A 16,697-nucleotide genomic window follows, 5' to 3' on the forward strand; every position below is an offset into this window, starting at 1 on the left:
GCTATCGGTTTCTGAGGGCAACTGGGCAAGCCAGCGGGCCAGTCAGTGGCCGAAGTCCCGGGCCGGGGTGTGATCTTGATCCCCAAGAAAACACCCCGAAAGGGACATTCAGCCCTGAGTGCGGTACTCCTCCAGCAGCCGCCGGCCCACGATCATTTTCTGGATCTCTGCGGTTCCTTCGCCGATCAGGAGCATCGGCGCTTCCCGGTAGAGCCGCTCGATCTCGTATTCCTTACTGAAACCGTACCCGCCGTGTATACGGAAGGAGTCCTCGACGACCTCCTTGCAGTACTCGGATGCGAGGTATTTGGCCATCCCCGCCTCCAGGTCGTTCCGTTGGCCCGAGTCCTTCTTGCGGGCGGCGCCGACCATCAAGGCGTGTGCCGCCTCGACCTTGGTGGCCATCTCGGCCAATTTGAACTGAATGGCCTGATGCCCGGCGATCGGCTTGCCAAACGTGTGACGCTGCTGTGCGTAGTCGATACCGAGCTCGAAAGCACGCTGGGCGACGCCGCAGCCACGTGCCGCGACATTCACCCGGCCGACTTCCACCCCGTCCATCATCTGGTAGAAACCGCGCCCGGTGGTGCCGCCGAGTACGCGGTCGGCCGGAACGCGCAGACCGTCCATGATGAGCTCGGTCGTGTCGACCCCCTTGTAGCCCATCTTCTCGATCTTGCCGGGGATGGTGAGACCCGGCTTGACCTGGCCGAATCCTGGCTCCTTTTCCACCAGGAACGTCGTCATGGACTTGTGCGGAGCCGTCCCCTGCCCATGGCCCTCCTCCGTCCGGCACAACACCGCCACCAGCGTGGACGAGGCTCCGTTGGTGAGCCACATCTTCTGCCCGCTCAGCAGGAAGTCGCCGGACTCGTCGCCGGCGCGCACCCCCTTGGAGGAGATGGCCGAGACGTCCGAACCCAGGCCGGGTTCCGACATCGAGAAAGCCCCGCGGACCTCGCCCGTCGCCATCCTCGGCAGAAAGTGGTCCTTCTGTTCCCGGGTGCCGTGCCGCCCCAGCATGTGGGCCACGATGAAGTGCGTGTTGATGATGCCCGACACGCTCATCCAGCCGCGGGCTATCTCCTCCACGCAGAGCGCGTAGGTGAGCAGCGACTCGCCGAGTCCGCCGTACTCCTCGGGGATCATCAGCCCGAAGACGCCCAGCTCTTTGAGGCCCGCCACGATCTCGTCCGGATACGCGTCCGCGTGCTCGAGTTCCGTGGCCACCGGGATGATCTCTTTGTCGACGAAGTCGCGAACCGTCGAGACGATTTCCCGCTGTATCTCCGTCAGGCCTTCCGTCTGCGCCAGACGTCCCATGTCACTTACCGCCCTTCGGTGCGGGCTCGGCCAACTCGGGACGTCCCGGCTGTTCCCCGCCGCGTGCGGCGACGTAATCCCGGGTCGGCACCATCACCTTCCGGCGGAAGACGCACACGAGCGTGCCGTCCTGGGTGTAGCCCTTCGTCTCGACGGACACGATGCCCCGGTCGCTCTTCGACCTCGACGGCGTCTTGTCCAGCACCGTCGTCTCGCCGTACAGGGTGTCGCCGTGGAAGGTCGGGGCGACGTGCCTGAGGGACTCGATCTCCAGATTGGCGATGGCCTTCCCCGACACGTCCGGCACCGACATGCCCAGCAGCAGGGAATAGACGTAGTTGCCGACCACCACGTTCTTGCCGAAGTCCGTCGTCGAGCCGGCGTAGTGGCGGTCCAGGTGGAGCGGGTGGTGGTTCATGGTGAGCAGGCAGAACAGATGGTCGTCGTACTCGGTGACGGTCTTGCCCGGCCAGTGCTTGTAGGTGTCGCCCACCGTGAACTCTTCGAAGGTGCGGCCGAACTGCATCTCAGGCCTCCTCGGGGGTGAAGGAGGTGGTGCGCCGCATGCCCGCGGCCCGGCCCTTGCCGGAGACGACCAGCGCCATCTTGCGGCTGGCCTCGTCGATCATCTCGTCGCCGAGCATCGCCGAGCCCTTCTTGCCGCCCGCCTCCGAGGTGCAGTAGGCGTACGCGTCGAGGATCATCTCGGCGTGGTCGTAGTCCTCCTGCGAGGGCGCGAAGACCTCGTTGGACGCCTCGACCTGTCCCGGGTGCAGCACCCACTTGCCGTCGAAGCCGAGCGCCGCGGCCCGCTGGGCGACCTTGCGGTAGCCCTCCACGTCGCGGATCTGGAGGTAGGGCCCGTCGATGGCCTGGAGGTCGTGGGTGCGGGCCGCCATCAGGATGCGCATCAGGATGTAGTGGTAGGCGTCGGCCGGGTAGCCGGGCGGCTGCTCGCCGACGACCAGCGACTTCATGTTGATGGACGCCATGAAGTCGGCGGGCCCGAAGACGATGGTCTCCATCCGGGGCGAGGCCGCGGCGATCTCGTCGACGTTCACCAGGCCCTTGGCGTTCTCGATCTGCGCCTCGATGCCGATGCGCCCGACCTCCAGACCCACCGTCTTCTCGATCTGCGTCAGCAGCATGTCCAGGGCCTGGATCTGCGCCGCGTCCTGCACCTTCGGAAGCATCACGCAGTCCAGCTCGGCGCCGGCGCCCTCCACGACGGTGACCACGTCGCGGTAGGTCCACTCGGTCGTCCAGTCGTTGACGCGGACGACGCGCGTCTTGCCGCTCCAGTCGCCCTCGTTGAGGAACTTCACGATGGTGTGCCGTGCCTCGGGCTTGGCCAGCGGCGCGCACGCGTCCTCCAGGTCGAGGAAGACCTGGTCGGCGGCCAGGCCCTGGGCCTTCTCCAGGAACCGCGGGTTGCTGCCGGGCACCGCCAGGCAGGAGCGGCGCGGACGGAGCGCACGCTGCTGGTTCTCGCTGCTCACTTAGCTGACCTCCACTGTCTCTCGCCGGCCGGGCGTGGCATCGCTCGTCCGGCCGCTGTGTTCGAGCTTGTTCCGTGTCCTGATCTGGTCGACGATACGGCCGATGATCTCGGTGATCCCGAAGTCCTTCGGGGTGAAGACGGCCGCGACGCCGGCCTCGATCAGCGCCCGCGCGTCCGCCGACGGGATGATGCCGCCCACGATCACGGGCACCTCGTCGGCGCCCGCCGTCCGCATCCGCTCCAGCACGTCGGGCACCAGTTCGGTGTGCGAACCGGAGAGGATGGACAGACCCACGCAGTGCACGTCCTCGGCGAGCGCCGCGGCGACGATCTCCTCGGGCGTGAGCCTGATGCCCTGGTAGACCACCTCGAAGCCCGCGTCCCTGGCCCGTACGGCGATCTGTTCGGCCCCGTTGCTGTGCCCGTCGAGCCCGGGCTTGCCCACCAGCAGCCGCAGCTTGCCGACGCCGAGCTCCTCGGCGGTGCGCTCCACCTTCGCCCTGACCCCGGCCAGCTCGGAGCCCTCCTCGGCGCTGACCGCCACCGGCGCCGAGGAGACCCCCGTCGGTGCCCGGAACTCGCCGAAGACCTCGCGCAGCGCCCCCGCCCACTCGCCGGTGGTCACCCCCGCGCGGGCGCACTCCAAGGTGGCCTCCATCAGGTTCGTCTCGCCGGAGGCCGCCTCGCGCAGGGCGGCCAGTGCCTGTTCGGCGCTCGGGTACAGGCCGGGATCGCGGGTGCCCTCGCGCCAGAACGGCTCGTCCCGCGAGGCGCGCCAGTCCCTCACGGCCTCCACCGTCGCCGCCTCCCCGGCCGGGTCCACCGTCAGGATCGCGGTGTCCAGGTCGGCGGTCAGCGGGCTGGGCTCGCTCGACTCGTAGCAGTTGACGCCGACGATCCGCTCCTGGCCCGACTCGATCCGGGCCCGGCGCTCGGCGTGCGAGGCGACGAGCTGGGACTTGAGGTAGCCCGACTCGACGGCCGCCAGCACCCCGCCCATCTGCTCGATGCGCTCCATCTCGGCCAGCGACTCCTCGACCAGCGCCTCCACCCGCTTCTCGACCACGTGCGACCCGGCGAAGAGGTCCTCGTACTCCAGCAGGTCGCTCTCGTGTGCCAGCACCTGCTGGATGCGCAGCGACCACTGCTGGTCCCAGGGGCGCGGCAGGCCCAGCGCCTCGTTCCAGGCCGGGAGCTGCACGGCGCGGGCGCGGGCGTCCTTGGAGAGGGTGACGGCCAGCATCTCCAGCACGATGCGCTGCACGTTGTTCTCCGGCTGCGCCTCGGTCAGGCCGAGTGAGTTGACCTGTACGCCGTAGCGGAAGCGGCGCTGCCTGGCGTCGGTGATCCCGTAGCGCTCCGCGGTGATCCGGTCCCAGATGCGGGTGAAGGCCCGCATCTTGCACATCTCCTCCACGAACCGGACGCCCGCGTTGACGAAGAACGAGATCCGCCCGACCACCTGGCCGAACTCCTCGGGCGGCAGCTGACCGCTGTCCCGTACGGCGTCCAGCACCGCGACCGCCGTCGCCATCGCGTAGCTGATCTCCTGGACGGGCGTGGCGCCGGCCTCCTGGAGGTGGTAGCTGCAGATGTTGACCGGGTTCCACTTGGGCAGGTGCGCCACCGTGTAGGCGATCATGTCGGTGGTCAGCCGCAGCGAGGGGCCCGGCGGGAAGACGTGCGTCCCGCGCGAGAGATACTCCTTGACGATGTCGTTCTGCGTCGTCCCCTTCAGCTGCGTAACGTCTGCCCCCTGCTCCTCCGCGACCACCTGGTAGAGCGCCAGCAGCCACATGGCCGTGGCGTTGATCGTCATGGAGGTGTTCATCTTCTCCAGCGGGATGCCGTCGAAGAGCCGGCGCATGTCGCCCAGGTGGGAGACGGGCACGCCGACCCGGCCGACCTCGCCGCGCGCGAGCACGTGGTCGGGGTCGTAGCCGGTCTGGGTCGGCAGGTCGAAGGCGACGGACAGCCCGGTCTGGCCCTTCTCCAGGTTGCGCCGGTACAGCTCGTTGGACGCCTCGGCCGTGGAGTGCCCGGCGTACGTGCGCATCAGCCAGGGCCGGTCCTTGGGGCGCCTGTCGTCCTGGGGCTGGGTCATGGCGCGCCTCACGCGTTCCGGCCGGGCCCGCTGGTCCGCTCACCCTCGGTGTCGCGGAACAGGTTGATGGCGTCGACGTGCCGGGCCCGCATCTCCTGGTCGCGCACCCCCATGCCCTCCTCGGGCGCCAGGCACAGCACGCCGACCTTGCCCTGGTGCACGTTGCGGTGCACGTCGTGGGCGGCCTGACCGGTCTCGGCGAGGGGGTAGACCTTGGAGAGCGTCGGGTGGATCTTCCCCTTGGCTATCAGCCGGTTGGCCTCCCAGGCCTCGCGGTAGTTGGCGAAGTGGGAGCCGACGATCCGCTTCAGCGACATCCACAGGTAGCGGTTGTCGTAGCTGTGCTCGTAGCCCGAGGTGGAGGCGCAGGTGACGATGGTGCCGCCCTTGCGGGTGACGTAGACGCTCGCGCCGAAGGTCTCGCGCCCCGGGTGCTCGAAGACGATGTCCACGTCCTCGCCGCCGGTCAGCTCGCGGATGCGCTTGCCGAAGCGCTTCCACTCCTTCGGGTCCTGCTGGTGCTCGTCCTTCCAGAACCGGTAGCCCTCGGCCTTGCGGTCGATGATGGCCTCGGCACCCATCCTGCGGCAGATCTCGGCCTTGTCCTCGCTGGAGACCACGCAGATCGGGTTGGCGCCGCCGGCCAGCGCGAACTGGGTGGCGTAGGAGCCCAGGCCGCCGCTGGCGCCCCAGATGAGGACGTTGTCGCCCTGCTTCATGCCGGCGCCGTTGCCCGAGACGAGCTGGCGGTACGCGGTGGAGTTGACCAGCCCGGGCGCCGCGGCCTCCTCCCAGCTGAGGTGGTCCGGCTTGGGCATCAACTGGTTGGACTTGACCAGTGCGATCTCGGCGAGCCCGCCGAAGTTGGTCTCGAAGCCCCAGATCCGCTGCTCGGGGTCGAGCATCGTGTCGTTGTGCCCGTCCGCGGACTCCAGTTCGACCGAGAGGCAGTGTGCGACGACCTCGTCGCCCGGCTTCCAGGAGTTGACGCCCGCGCCGGTGCGCAGCACGACGCCGGCCAGGTCGGAGCCGATGACGTGGTACGGCAGGTCGTGCCGCTTGGTCAGCGGGGACAGGCGTCCGTAGCGCTCCAGGAAGCCGAAGGTGGACATCGGCTCGAAGATCGAGGTCCACACGGAGTTGTAGTTGACCGAGGAGGCCATCACGGCCACCAGGGCCTCGCCCGGGCCGAGTTCGGGCACGGGCACCTCGTCCAGGTGGAGCGACTTGCGCGGGTCCTTGTCCCGGGTCTCCAGCCCTTCGAACATCCCGGCGTCGTCCTTGTGGACGGTCATGGCGCGGTAGGAGTCGGGCAGGGGGAGGGCGGCGAAGTCCTCGGGGGAGGTGTCGGACGCGAGGATCGCGTCGAGGATCTGGTTCACGGTATGCCTCCGGCGAAGCGCGAAAGTCGATAAGGAGTCCTCCGGCGTCGGGCCGGAAGATGCCCTGGGGGGTCGTCGGTTGTGAGGCAGCGCCGTCGGTTCGGCTGGTGCGTGTGCGCGGGTGTGCGCGGGGTCGCTCGTGACGCCGAGCGGTCCGGGGCGACACGGTTTCGGCCGCGGGGACAGCGCCCGGACTGATGCCAAGGTATGACACCCAGTGCCAGTGCACAAGACACCGAGTGCCGCGAATTCTCACCTGGAGACAGGTGCTCTCATCTGAGCGATGATCGATCAGCCCGGGCGGACCCGCAGGTCACAGCCGCAGGAACGAGTGCCGCGTCAGGGCACGTGGCGCTCGCGCCGCATCGGTGCACGTGGCGCTCGCGCCGCATCGGGGCAAGCGGTCCTCCGGTGCCGCGTCAGGGCACGTGGTGCTCCGGCGGCTCCTCGCCCTTCCGCAGCCGGCTCCGCTTGCGCCCGTAGACCGCGTAGAGCAGGGCACCGAGCACCATCCACGCCGCGAACCGCGCCCACGTCTCGGCGGGCAGATTGAGCATCAGCCACAGCGACGCCAGCACCGAGACCAGCGGCAGCACGGGAACCAGCGGGGTACGGAAGGCCCGCGGCAGGTCGGGCCGGGTGCGCCGCAGGACGAGCACGCCCAGTGCCACCATGACGAACGCGAACAGCGTGCCCACGTTCACCAGTTCCGCCAGCTCCGCGATGCTCGTGAACCCCGCGATGACGGCCACCACCACCCCGAGCAGCACCGTCGAACGGTAGGGCGTCTGGAAGCGCGGGTGCACCCGGGAGAAGAGGCGCGGCAGCAGCCCGTCCCTGCTCATGGCGAAGAACACCCGGGACTGGCCCAGCAGCAGGATCATGCACACGGTCGTGAGGCCGACCGCCGCACCGAAGCTGATCAGGCCGGCCCAGAACGGCTGGCCGACGGCCTTGAAGGCGTCCGCCAGCGGCGCGTCGACCGTCAGTTGCGTGTACTTGCGCATCCCCGTGACGACCACGGAGACCGCGACGTAGAGCACCGTGCAGATGACCAGCGAGCCGAGGATGCCGCGCGGCATGTCGCGCTGCGGAGCGCGGGTCTCCTCGGCGGCGGTGGCCACCACGTCGAAGCCGATGAAGGCGAAGAAGACGACGGCCGCCGCGGTGAAGACGCCCATCACACCGAAGTGGGTGGGCTGGTAGCCCGACACCAGCTGGATCAGCGGCGCCGCCCACCCGGAGCCGGATTCCGTGGCGCCCTGGGCGGGCGGAATGAACGGGTCGTAGTTGTCACCCTTGACGAAGAAGGCCCCGGCGATGATGACCAGCAGGACGACGCCCACCTTGATCGCCACCACGGTGGTGGTGACGCGGGCCGACAGCTTCATGCCCGCCACCAGGACCGCGGTCAGCGCCAGCACCAGCAGGCAGGCCAGCAGGTCGAATCCGAACCCGGTCTCCGCGCTGGTGCCCGAGAGCCACTGCGGCAGGCTCCAGCCGACGCTGTCCAGCAGGGAGCGCACGTAGCCCGACCAGCCGACCGCGACGACCGCACAGCCGAGTGCCAGTTCCAGCACCAGGTCCCAGCCGATGATCCAGGCGGGCAGCTCGCCCAAGGAGGCGTAGGCGAAGGTGTAGGCGGACCCGGCGACCGGCACCGTGGAGGCGAACTCGGCGTAGCACAGGGCGGCCAGCGCGCACACCCCGCCGGCGATCGCGAACGCGATGGCCACCGAGGGCCCTGCGGTCGTCTTGGCGACCTGCCCGGTCAGGACGAAGATGCCCGTGCCGATGACGACACCGACCCCGAAGACGGTCAGGTCCAGCGCGCTCAACGACCGCTTGAGCCCCCGCTCGGGATCGTCCGTGTCGCGAATGGACTCCTCGACGGACTTGGTCCGCAACCACTGTCTGGGGCTCTTCGGCCCGCCTGGCGCCACCGACACCGCCGCACCTCCACGTCGCCTCACGCGCCATGGTTTCCACTCCCCGGGTGCGGACGGGGGAACGCGGGGCGGGGCGCGGGCGCAATTCACCCGACTCCCTCGCCGCGCGCGCCAGGCCTGGCCGCGTGCGAGGCGGCGCGGGCCGCGTACGGTCAGGCCTGGCCGAGCGCGCGTTCGATCGTGGACATGATCTCGCCCAGCGGCGCGTCGGTACGCGCGACGGTCACCAGCACCTCGTCCTTGCGCTCCACGGCTGCGGCGGGGCGCTCGGAGCCGGGGCGGTGCGCGCCGAAGCCGGTACCGAAGGTGCGCCGTACGATGGCGAAAGCGTGGTCGAGCTGGGACATCACATCGCCGGTGCCGCCCGAGCGTAGCCAGCGCCGCAGCACGTGGTTGTGCGCGGTGACCACGGCGGAGGCCGCCACCTCGGCCAGCAGCGGCTCGTCGTAGCCGCTGACCCCGTCCCGGTGCGCCTCCTCGTCGAAGTGGCCCAGCAGATAACGGGTGAACAGCCGCTCGTAGCGTGCCACCGAGGCGATCTCCCGCTCGCGCAGCGCCGGCACCTCGCGGGTCAGCTTGTACCGCTCCACGCTGCCCTTGGGGGAGGCGGCGTACATCTTCATGACTTCCTTGATGCCGCGGCACACGGTGTCCAGCGGGTGCTCGTGCGCCGGTGCCGCCTCCAGCACCGCCTGCGCGCGCACCAGGGTGTCGTCGTGGTCCGGGAAGATCGCCTCTTCCTTGGAGCGGAAGTGCCGGAAGAAGGTACGCCGGGCGACGCCCGCCATGGCCGCGATCTCATCCACCGTGGTGGCCTCGTAACCCTTCGTGGCGAAGAGCTCCATGGCCGCCGCGGCCAACTCCCGGCGCACCTTGAGGCGCTGGGATGCGGCACCGTTCGCACGGGCACTGGTCGTACGGGAGTTCTTCTCGGGCTCTGGCATGTGGTGAACGTTACACGCCGTGACGGGGTGGGGGGACGGGCCGCTGCCCCCGGGATCCAGCAGCCCGCCCCACCCGGCCGTGCCCCCGGTCACCGGCGTGCGTACTCGCGGAAGCCGCGCCCCGTCTTCCTGCCCAGACACCCCGCGGAGACCAGGTGTTCCAGCAGCGGCGCGGGCGCCAGGCCCGGATCGCGGAACTCCTCGTGCAGCACCCGCTCGATGGCGAGCGAGACGTCCAGGCCGACGACGTCCAACAGCTCGAAGGGGCCCATCGGGTAGCCGCCGCCCAGCTTCATCGCGGCGTCGATGTCGTCCAGCGAGGCGTAGTGCTCCTGCACCATCTTCACCGCGTTGTTCAGATAGGGGAACAGCAGTGCGTTGACGATGAAGCCCGCGCGGTCGCCGCAGTCGACCGGATGCTTGCGGACCTGCGCGCAGACCGCGCGGACCGTGGCCCGCGCCTCCTCGCCGGTCAACACGGTGGTGACGACCTCCACCAGCTTCATCGCGGGCGCCGGGTTGAAGAAGTGCATCCCGATCACCTCCGCGGGCCGCGAGGTCGCGCGGGCGCAGGCCACCACGGGCAGCGAGGAGGTGGTCGTCGCCAGCACCGCCCCCCGCCTGCAGACCTGATCGAGCCGCCGGAACAGCGCGCGCTTGACGTCCAGGTCCTCGGCCACCGCCTCGACCACCAGGTCGGCCCCGGCCAGCGCGTCGAGCGACCCCGCCGGGGTGATCAGCGCCAGGGCGGTGTCCCGCTCCCCGCTCGTCATCCGCCCTTTGTGCACCGCGCGGTCCAGCGAGGCGCCGACCCGCTCCTTGGCGGTCTTCGCCTTGGCCTCGCTGCGGGCCGCGAGCACTGTCGGGAAGCCCGCCTTGGCGAACACCTCGGCGATTCCGCCCGCCATCGTCCCCGACCCCACGACGCCGACCGCGGCCACCGGGCGGCCCGCGGCGCCGGACGCCGCCGGGTCGGGGGTGAGCGCGTCGGGCACCACCTCGGCGCTGCCGGGCGCCGCGTAGGTGTAGAAGCCCCGGCCGGCCTTCCGGCCGGTCAGCCCCGCGTCGGCCAGCTGGCGCAGGACGGGGGCCGGCGCGTGCAGCCGGTCGTGCGACTGGGCGTGCAGGGCCTCCAGTACGGTGCGCGCCGTGTCCACTCCGATCAGATCGAGGAGGGCGAGCGGGCCCATCGGCAGACCGCACCCCAGCCGCATGGCGGAGTCGATGTCCTCGCGGCTGGCGTAGCGCGACTCGTACATCGCGGCCGCCTGGTTCAGATAGCCGAACAGCAGCCCGTCCGCGACGAAGCCGGGCCGGTCACCGACCGCGATCGGATCCTTGCCCAGTTCCTCGGCGAGTGCGGTGACGGCCGCCACGGCGCGCGGCGAGGTCAGCACCGAGGAGACGACCTCCACCAGCTTCATCGCCGGCGCCGGGTTGAAGAAGTGCAGCCCCAGCACGCGTTCGGGCCGGTCGGAGTCCGCGGCCAGCCGCGTCACGGACAGCGCGTTGGTCCCGGTGGCCAGGATCGTCTCAGGGCGCACGAGCGTGTCCAGCGCGGCGAAGACCTGGCACTTGGTGTCGTAGTCCTCCGGCACCACCTCGATGACCAGATCGGCTTCGGCCGCCGCCTCGATCCCGGTGAAGGTGCGGAAGCGCGCCAGCACGTCCCGGCGTTCGCTCTGTGTCATCCGCTCGCGTTCCACCGCGCGCGCGGTGGTGGACTCCAGCGCGGCAACGGCCTGCCGCGCGGCTGCTTCGTTCGTGTCAATGCCGATGACCTCTCGCCCGGAGCGGGTGAGAATGTCGGCGATGCCGGTACCCATCGTGCCGAGGCCGACGACGGCGATGGTGTGCAGGGGAGGACGGTCCATCAGGGGACTCCAGAGGGTGTGACACAGGCCCCCGAGGGGGCGCGGCTGATGAGGGTGAGGGTTTCGTGCACTACCGGGCGCACGGGCGTACACACACGCGAGGCAGGGGAGTTACCGGTCACGCCCCGCCGCGCGGCCCTGTCCCGGGGCCGGAGCGCGGGGCGGCCCGTGCGGGCCGCACGCCTGGGGCGCGGGAGGGCCCGCCGCCGAACCGACGTCACTCTCGGCGGCTGCGTCACCAAGCCGCCTGAGCGGGGGTACCGCTCTGATGAGCACCGTAACTCGTGGGTAATCAGAAAACCAGGGGTAGGAACACTTCCACGCTGTGGAACGCGGCACGTGAGGGGGACCGAAGTGGGCGACGCTTTTCGAGCGCTGATCGACCGGGTGCGGACCGAGGCCGAACCCGTCGAGTACGCGCGCCTGGTCACGCTGGCCAGGCAGCGCGGCACCGAGGCGCGCGATCAGCTCGCCGCCGTGCTCGTGGAGACCGAACGGCCGCTGTGGGCCCGCGAGATAGCGGCCTTCGCGCTGGGCAACGCGGGCGACAAACGGGCCTTCGAGACCCTCGTGTTCCTGCTGAACTACCGCGACCCGGTCTGCTGCGCGAGCGCTGCCCACGCCCTGGAGCGGTTACGCGACCCGCGCACCGCCAAGGCCGCCGCGGCCCTGGCCACCAACGAGCTGCGCACCGCCTACGCGCTCTACCCGGTCCGCCTCCTGACCGCCCTGCGGGCCCCCGAGTCCGTCCCCACTCTCATCAACGTGCTCCAGCGGCTGCTGATCGGCCCCCTGCACTACTGGCCGATCGCGGAGGCGTGCGTGGTGGGCCTCGGCGCGCTGGGGGACAAGCGGGCCGTTCCCGTGCTCGACGCCGCCGCCGAGCACCACCGTCTCTCCCCGTCGGCGAAAGCGGCACTGGCCCGGATCCCGAGTTGACGTCAACGCCACGCGAAACCAGACAGAGGATGTCCGGTTGGCGCGCCACAGTGGCGGCATGACGACGAGTGGCCGCACGACGGCGAACGAGAACGCGCCCCGCGCCGCGCACGGGGTGAGCTGGGCGGAGTTCCACAGGGCCGAACCCCGCTTCGCCGACGCCGTGGAACAGCGCTTCGGCAGGTACACCCACCATGTCCTGGCCACCCTGCGCCAGGACGGCTCACCACGGCTGACGGGGCTGGAGGCCGACTTCCGGGAGGGGGAGATGTGGCTGGGCATGATGCCGAACTCCCGCAAGGCGCTGGACCTGCGGCGCGACAACAGGTGCGCGCTGTACGCCAACCCGGGCGGCGGAGCGGACATGGACGGCGGGGATGTGCGGGTCTCAGGGCGCGCGGTGGAGGTGACCGAGCCGGCCGAGCTCGCGCGCTGGGCGGCGGGCATCCCGGAGGGCGACGTGCCGGAGAAGTTCCACCTCTTCAGGGTGGAGGTCGAGGAGGCGGTGCGCGTCACCATCGAGGACCCGGACATCGTCTTCCGTACCTGGAAGCCGGGCCGGCCGCTGCGGACCATCCGGCGAGGTAACGACGACGCACCGCCGCGCGAGGACGCGCCGCCGCGTGGCGACGCACCGCCGCGCGAGGACGGGGCCGGCTGAGGCGCGAGGGAGGCGAGGGCGGGCGGGCCCGCTGTCACTGCGGCGTCGTGGGCCCTGCCTGGGCCCGCGCGCCCGTCCTGCCGATCGTATGGACGAAGAGCTCCTTGCGTCCGGGTGCCGCGGTGCGCCGCTCGGGCAGCGGCAGCTCGTAGCGGACCTCACGCGCGTGGTCGGACAGCTGCCGGTTCGCGTTGTAGACCCGGCCGAACTTCCACAGCATCCGGGCGAAGTTCGTCTGGCCGTGCGCCAGGTTGCGGCCGAGGATGCGCATCGCGCCGATCGCCGTGCTCAGGCCGAGGTGCTTGCGGTTGATGACGGCCTGGGTGCGTACGAGCTCGCGGTAGAACTGTTCGAGCGGCAGCCGGGTGGGCACCACGGCGTGCTGGATGTCGAAGAGCCGGTAGTCCCGCGTGGTCAGCTGGCGGCTCTCGGTGTGCCAGACCTCGGTGCCCGGATAGGGCGTCATGACCGTCAGATGGACGATCTCGGGGACCGAGAGGGCGAACTCGCGCACCAGCCGGAACTGCTCCTCGTCCCAGGCGGGGTCGACGATCAGGTTGATGGCCACGCTGATGCCGAGCCGCCGCGCCGTCTCCAGCGCGCGGAAGTTCTCGTCCGGACTGATGCGCTTGCGGAACTGGTCGAGGCCGTCGGCGTCCAGCGCCTCCATGCCGAGGAACATGTAGCGCAGACCCAGCTTCGTCCAGCGTTCGAACACCTCTTCGTTGCGGAGCAAAACGTCGGCGCGGGTCTCCAGGTAGTACTGCTTGCGGATGTTGCGCCGCTCCAGCTCGGCGGCGATACCGTGCCCGTGGTCGGACTTGATGAAGGCCACGTCGTCGACGATGAAGACGTTGGGCTCGCGGATGGACGCCATCTCCTCGGCCGCCGCCTCGGGCGCGGCCCTGCGGTAGCTGCGGCCGTAGAAGGTCCACGCCGAGCAGAAGGAGCAGTCCCAGGGGCAGCCGCGGGTGAACTCGATCGAGGCGCACGGGTCGAGCTCGCCGATGAAGTAGCGGTTGCGCCGGCGCATCAGGTCGCGGGCCGGGCGGGGTGCGTCGATGCTCTCCAGCATCTTGGGTGCCGGGCCCCTGCCCTCGGCCGTCACGACGCCTGGCACGGTGTGCGCGGCCTTGTCGGGTACGGCTGCCAGCAGCGGGACGACCACCGTCTCGCCCTCTCCGCGCGCGATCGCGTCGACGGCGCCCTCGGCTTGTTCGAGCACGTGGTCGCCGATGAAGGAGACGCTGTGGCCGCCGAAGAAGACGAAGCACCCCGGGGCCGCCGCCTTGGCACTCTGTGCGATCTCGATGGCCTCGGGGATGTTCGCCAGGTAGTTGAGGGAGATCCCCAGGGCCTCGGGCTGGAAGGAGCGCAGCTCGCGTTCGAGCAGCTTGGGGGAGAGCACCTGGAGATCCACGACACGCACCTGGTGTCCCGCGTCCCTGGCGGCGGCTGCGACGCGTTCGAGCCCGAGTGGCTCCAGACGGAGGAAGATCTCCGAGTACATCAACGCGCTTGGGTGTACCAGCAGCAGGCGCATACGGGCGCTCCAGATCTCCAGGGCAAGGCAGTCGGCGTGCAGTCGCAGTCGTGGCCAGGGACGTTGCCCCTTCGACGTACGTTATCCACCTGAACGACTTTGGTCCTGGAACACGCCGATGTGCCCCTTACATCCGCTGCGGTCCCGGTATGCCGTGCGGGCGCGTCACGGCCGGGCGGCCCCGGAAGGCAGGACGGCCAGCGCTTCGATCTCGATCAGCAGTTCGGGGCGGACGAGTCCGGCGACCTGTACCGCGCTGCACGCGGGCAGCCGCTGGGGGTCCAGATACCGGTCGCGTACGGCCCGCAGCGCGGGCATCACCGCGAGATCGGTCACGAAGAAGGTGAACTTCGCGACCTGAGCGAACGTGGCGCCGGCCTCGTCAAGACAGCGCTGCAGATTGGCGAACACCTGCTCGGCCTGCGCCATGGGGTCGCCCTCTCCGACGACGTTGCCGTCCGCGCCGAGGGACACCTGGCCGGATATCGCGACGATCCTGCCCTCTCCCTGCACGACGTGGCTGTATCCGTTGCCCGGGGCGAGGCCCGCGGGGATGGCGATGTGGTTGAGCGTCGACATGCGCGCATGCTCTCAGAGCAGCGTGAGCTGCGTGCAGCGGTTTTCCGCGGGGAGCACGTGCGCACCCGCGTCCGCTTCCGCCCTGCCGTTCCCGTCCTCGTCAGGGCCCGCGGTCTCCGAGCCGATCCGCCGTGCCGCTCCCGGGGCCGAGGGGCCGACCCCGTACTCGGCGGCCAGCTCGTGCACCTGCCGCGTGATCCGCCGCTGGTACCACTTGGGCGCGTAGGCGCCGCCCGAGTACAGCGCCTCGTAGTGCCGCACGAGGTGGGGGTGGTGCCGGCGCAGCCAGTGGAAGTACCACTCGCGGGCGCCGGGGCGCAGGTGGAGGGCCAGCGGTGTGACGGAGGTGGCTCCGGCGGCGGCGATGGCGCGGACGGTCGTGCGCAGCTGGGCCGGTGAGTCGCCCAGGAACGGGATGACCGGAGCCATCAGCACCCCGCACGGGATGCCGTGCTCGGCCAGGCGGCGGATGACGTCGAGCCGCCGCTGCGGGGCGGGGGTGCCGGGCTCGACCGTGCGCCACAGTTCCTCGTCCGTGAAGCCCACCGACACCGAGACCCCGACGTCGGTGACGGCCGCGGCCGAGCGCAGCAGGTCCAGGTCGCGCAGGATGAGGGTGCCCTTGGTGAGGAGCGAGAACGGGTTGGCGTAGTCGCGCAGTGCGGTCAGGATGCCCGGCATCAGCCGGTACCGTCCCTCCGCCCGCTGGTAGCAGTCCACGTTCGTGCCCATGGCGATGTGCTGGCCGCGCCAGCGCGGGCTGCTCAGTTCCTTGCGCAGCAGCTCGGGAGCGTTGACCTTGACGACGATCTGGGTGTCGAACCCCGCGCCGGTGTCCAGGTCCAGGTAGCTGTGCGTCCTGCGCGCGAAGCAGTAGACGCAGGCGTGCGAACAGCCGCGGTAGGGGTTCACCGTCCATTCGAACGGCATGCGCGAGGCGCCGGGGACCTTGTTGACCAGGGAGCGGGCCCGTACCTCGTGGAAGGTGATGCCGCGGAACTCGGGGGAATCGAACGTCCGGGTGACGGCCGAGGTGCCGAAGAGGGCGGGTGCGGCGGCCTGGCCGTGTTCGTCGGTGTCCCTCAGTTCGTCCCAGCGCATGTGCGGCCTCCTCAGTGCTGGTGTCGCGTCCCTCTGGCGGCACTGTCGCTCTCTCGTACCTGACGTCCCCCACAGAATAGAACACCTGTTCCCACTGGCCGTGTCAAGGTGGATTTGGGGACCCGGGGTGCGGGTGGTTGGCTGGTCGCGATGTCCGTAGAGCCCCGCGCCGCATGCGGGGCGACCAGCACAGGAGGAGCCATGGCGCAGGTCGAGGCGACCACGCAGCGGGAGATCGCCGCCGAGCCCGAGAAAGTGTTCGATGCGCTCGCCGACTACAACGGAACCCGGTCCGAGGTGCTGCCCGAACAGTTCAGCGAGTACGAGGTGCGCGAGGGCGGCGACGGCGAAGGCACCGTCGTGCACTGGAAGCTCCAGGCCACGACCAAGCGCGTCCGCGACTGCCTGCTGGAGGTCAGCGAGCCCGCTGACGGCGAACTGGTCGAGAAGGACCGCAACTCCTCGATGGTCACCACCTGGCGGGTCACCCCCGGCGCGCGGACGAACAGCGCCCGGGTCACGGTCACCAGTGTCTGGAACGGCGCCGGCGGCATCGGCGGCTTCTTCGAGAAGACCTTCGCGCCCAAGGGCCTGGCCCGTATCTACGACGACCTGCTGGCGCGGCTCGCCTCCAAGGTCGAGTGACCGCTCGCCAAGGGCGGCCGCCGCCTCGCCGGTGAGCCCGTGCGGGGTTGCTTCCCCGCGAGGTGGGCCCGTACGGGAGCGCTCACCGGAGAGGTCGCCTTGCGCTCGGCGCTCACTGGATCGGGTGGTTTCCCTGTGCGCGGCCTCGACCG

The 16,697-nt window shown here is 70.2% G+C and carries 14 protein-coding genes; 3 read left to right on the top strand and 11 right to left on the bottom strand.

Going from position 1 to position 16,697, the window contains the following annotated elements; translation table 11 throughout:
• Nucleotides 1-108 precede the first annotated feature (108 nt).
• The 8 genes from MMF93_RS27315 to MMF93_RS27350 all read right to left on the bottom strand — a co-directional run bounded on the left by MMF93_RS27315 (nucleotide 109) and on the right by MMF93_RS27350 (nucleotide 11,077).
• On the bottom strand, nucleotides 109-1,323 hold the full coding sequence (locus MMF93_RS27315; RefSeq protein ID WP_242755596.1) for an acyl-CoA dehydrogenase family protein: 1,215 nt from the start codon (nucleotides 1,321-1,323) through the stop codon (nucleotides 109-111).
• Between the two features lies 1 nt (nucleotide 1,324).
• Nucleotides 1,325-1,849, bottom strand: coding sequence for a MaoC family dehydratase (locus MMF93_RS27320; RefSeq protein WP_242755598.1), 525 nt, complete (start codon nucleotides 1,847-1,849; stop codon nucleotides 1,325-1,327).
• A 1-nt stretch (nucleotide 1,850) separates the two neighbouring features.
• Complete coding sequence (locus tag MMF93_RS27325) at nucleotides 1,851-2,822, bottom strand: HpcH/HpaI aldolase/citrate lyase family protein (protein WP_242755599.1); 972 nt, start codon at nucleotides 2,820-2,822, stop codon at nucleotides 1,851-1,853.
• Nucleotides 2,823-4,928 (bottom strand): protein meaA, encoded by a 2,106-nt coding sequence (locus tag MMF93_RS27330; RefSeq protein ID WP_242755600.1) that lies wholly within the window; start codon nucleotides 4,926-4,928, stop codon nucleotides 2,823-2,825.
• 8 nt (nucleotides 4,929-4,936) lie between these two features.
• A complete protein-coding gene (ccrA, locus tag MMF93_RS27335) occupies nucleotides 4,937-6,310 on the bottom strand; it encodes a crotonyl-CoA carboxylase/reductase (RefSeq protein WP_242755601.1) in 1,374 nt (457 codons plus the stop codon).
• A gap of 419 nt (nucleotides 6,311-6,729) precedes the next feature.
• Nucleotides 6,730-8,217, bottom strand: a complete 1,488-nt coding sequence (locus MMF93_RS27340; protein WP_242755602.1) for an amino acid permease — start codon at nucleotides 8,215-8,217, stop codon at nucleotides 6,730-6,732.
• Between the two features lie 194 nt (nucleotides 8,218-8,411).
• Nucleotides 8,412-9,203, bottom strand: a complete 792-nt coding sequence (locus MMF93_RS27345; protein WP_242755603.1) for a TetR family transcriptional regulator — start codon at nucleotides 9,201-9,203, stop codon at nucleotides 8,412-8,414.
• 89 nt (nucleotides 9,204-9,292) lie between these two features.
• Entirely contained in the window at nucleotides 9,293-11,077 is a 1,785-nt protein-coding gene (locus MMF93_RS27350) for a 3-hydroxyacyl-CoA dehydrogenase family protein (protein ID WP_242755604.1), read from the bottom strand.
• Nucleotides 11,078-11,431: 354 nt separating this feature from the next.
• Here MMF93_RS27350 and MMF93_RS27355 point away from each other — a divergent pair, with 354 nt between their 5' ends.
• Together MMF93_RS27355 and MMF93_RS27360 are read left to right on the top strand one after the other, a co-directional pair.
• Nucleotides 11,432-12,016, top strand: coding sequence for a HEAT repeat domain-containing protein (locus tag MMF93_RS27355; RefSeq protein ID WP_114017676.1), 585 nt, complete (start codon nucleotides 11,432-11,434; stop codon nucleotides 12,014-12,016).
• Nucleotides 12,017-12,074: 58 nt separating this feature from the next.
• Nucleotides 12,075-12,677, top strand: coding sequence for a pyridoxamine 5'-phosphate oxidase family protein (locus tag MMF93_RS27360; protein ID WP_242755606.1), 603 nt, complete (start codon nucleotides 12,075-12,077; stop codon nucleotides 12,675-12,677).
• A gap of 34 nt (nucleotides 12,678-12,711) precedes the next feature.
• Here the strand turns inward: MMF93_RS27360 and hpnR are convergent, their stop codons facing one another.
• The 3 genes from hpnR to MMF93_RS27375 form a co-directional block, all read right to left on the bottom strand.
• A complete protein-coding gene (hpnR, locus tag MMF93_RS27365; RefSeq protein ID WP_242755608.1) occupies nucleotides 12,712-14,220 on the bottom strand; it encodes a hopanoid C-3 methylase HpnR in 1,509 nt (502 codons plus the stop codon).
• 165 nt (nucleotides 14,221-14,385) lie between these two features.
• Entirely contained in the window at nucleotides 14,386-14,799 is a 414-nt protein-coding gene (locus MMF93_RS27370; RefSeq protein WP_242755610.1) for a RidA family protein, read from the bottom strand.
• Between the two features lie 12 nt (nucleotides 14,800-14,811).
• Complete coding sequence (locus tag MMF93_RS27375; protein WP_242755612.1) at nucleotides 14,812-15,900, bottom strand: Rv2578c family radical SAM protein; 1,089 nt, start codon at nucleotides 15,898-15,900, stop codon at nucleotides 14,812-14,814.
• A 201-nt stretch (nucleotides 15,901-16,101) separates the two neighbouring features.
• Here MMF93_RS27375 and MMF93_RS27380 point away from each other — a divergent pair, with 201 nt between their 5' ends.
• Nucleotides 16,102-16,545 (top strand): SRPBCC family protein, encoded by a 444-nt coding sequence (locus MMF93_RS27380; protein ID WP_242755614.1) that lies wholly within the window; start codon nucleotides 16,102-16,104, stop codon nucleotides 16,543-16,545.
• Nucleotides 16,546-16,697 lie beyond the last annotated feature (152 nt).

This window comes from Streptomyces tubbatahanensis, from assembly GCF_022699385.1.
GTDB classification, from domain to species: domain Bacteria; phylum Actinomycetota; class Actinomycetes; order Streptomycetales; family Streptomycetaceae; genus Streptomyces; species Streptomyces diacarni.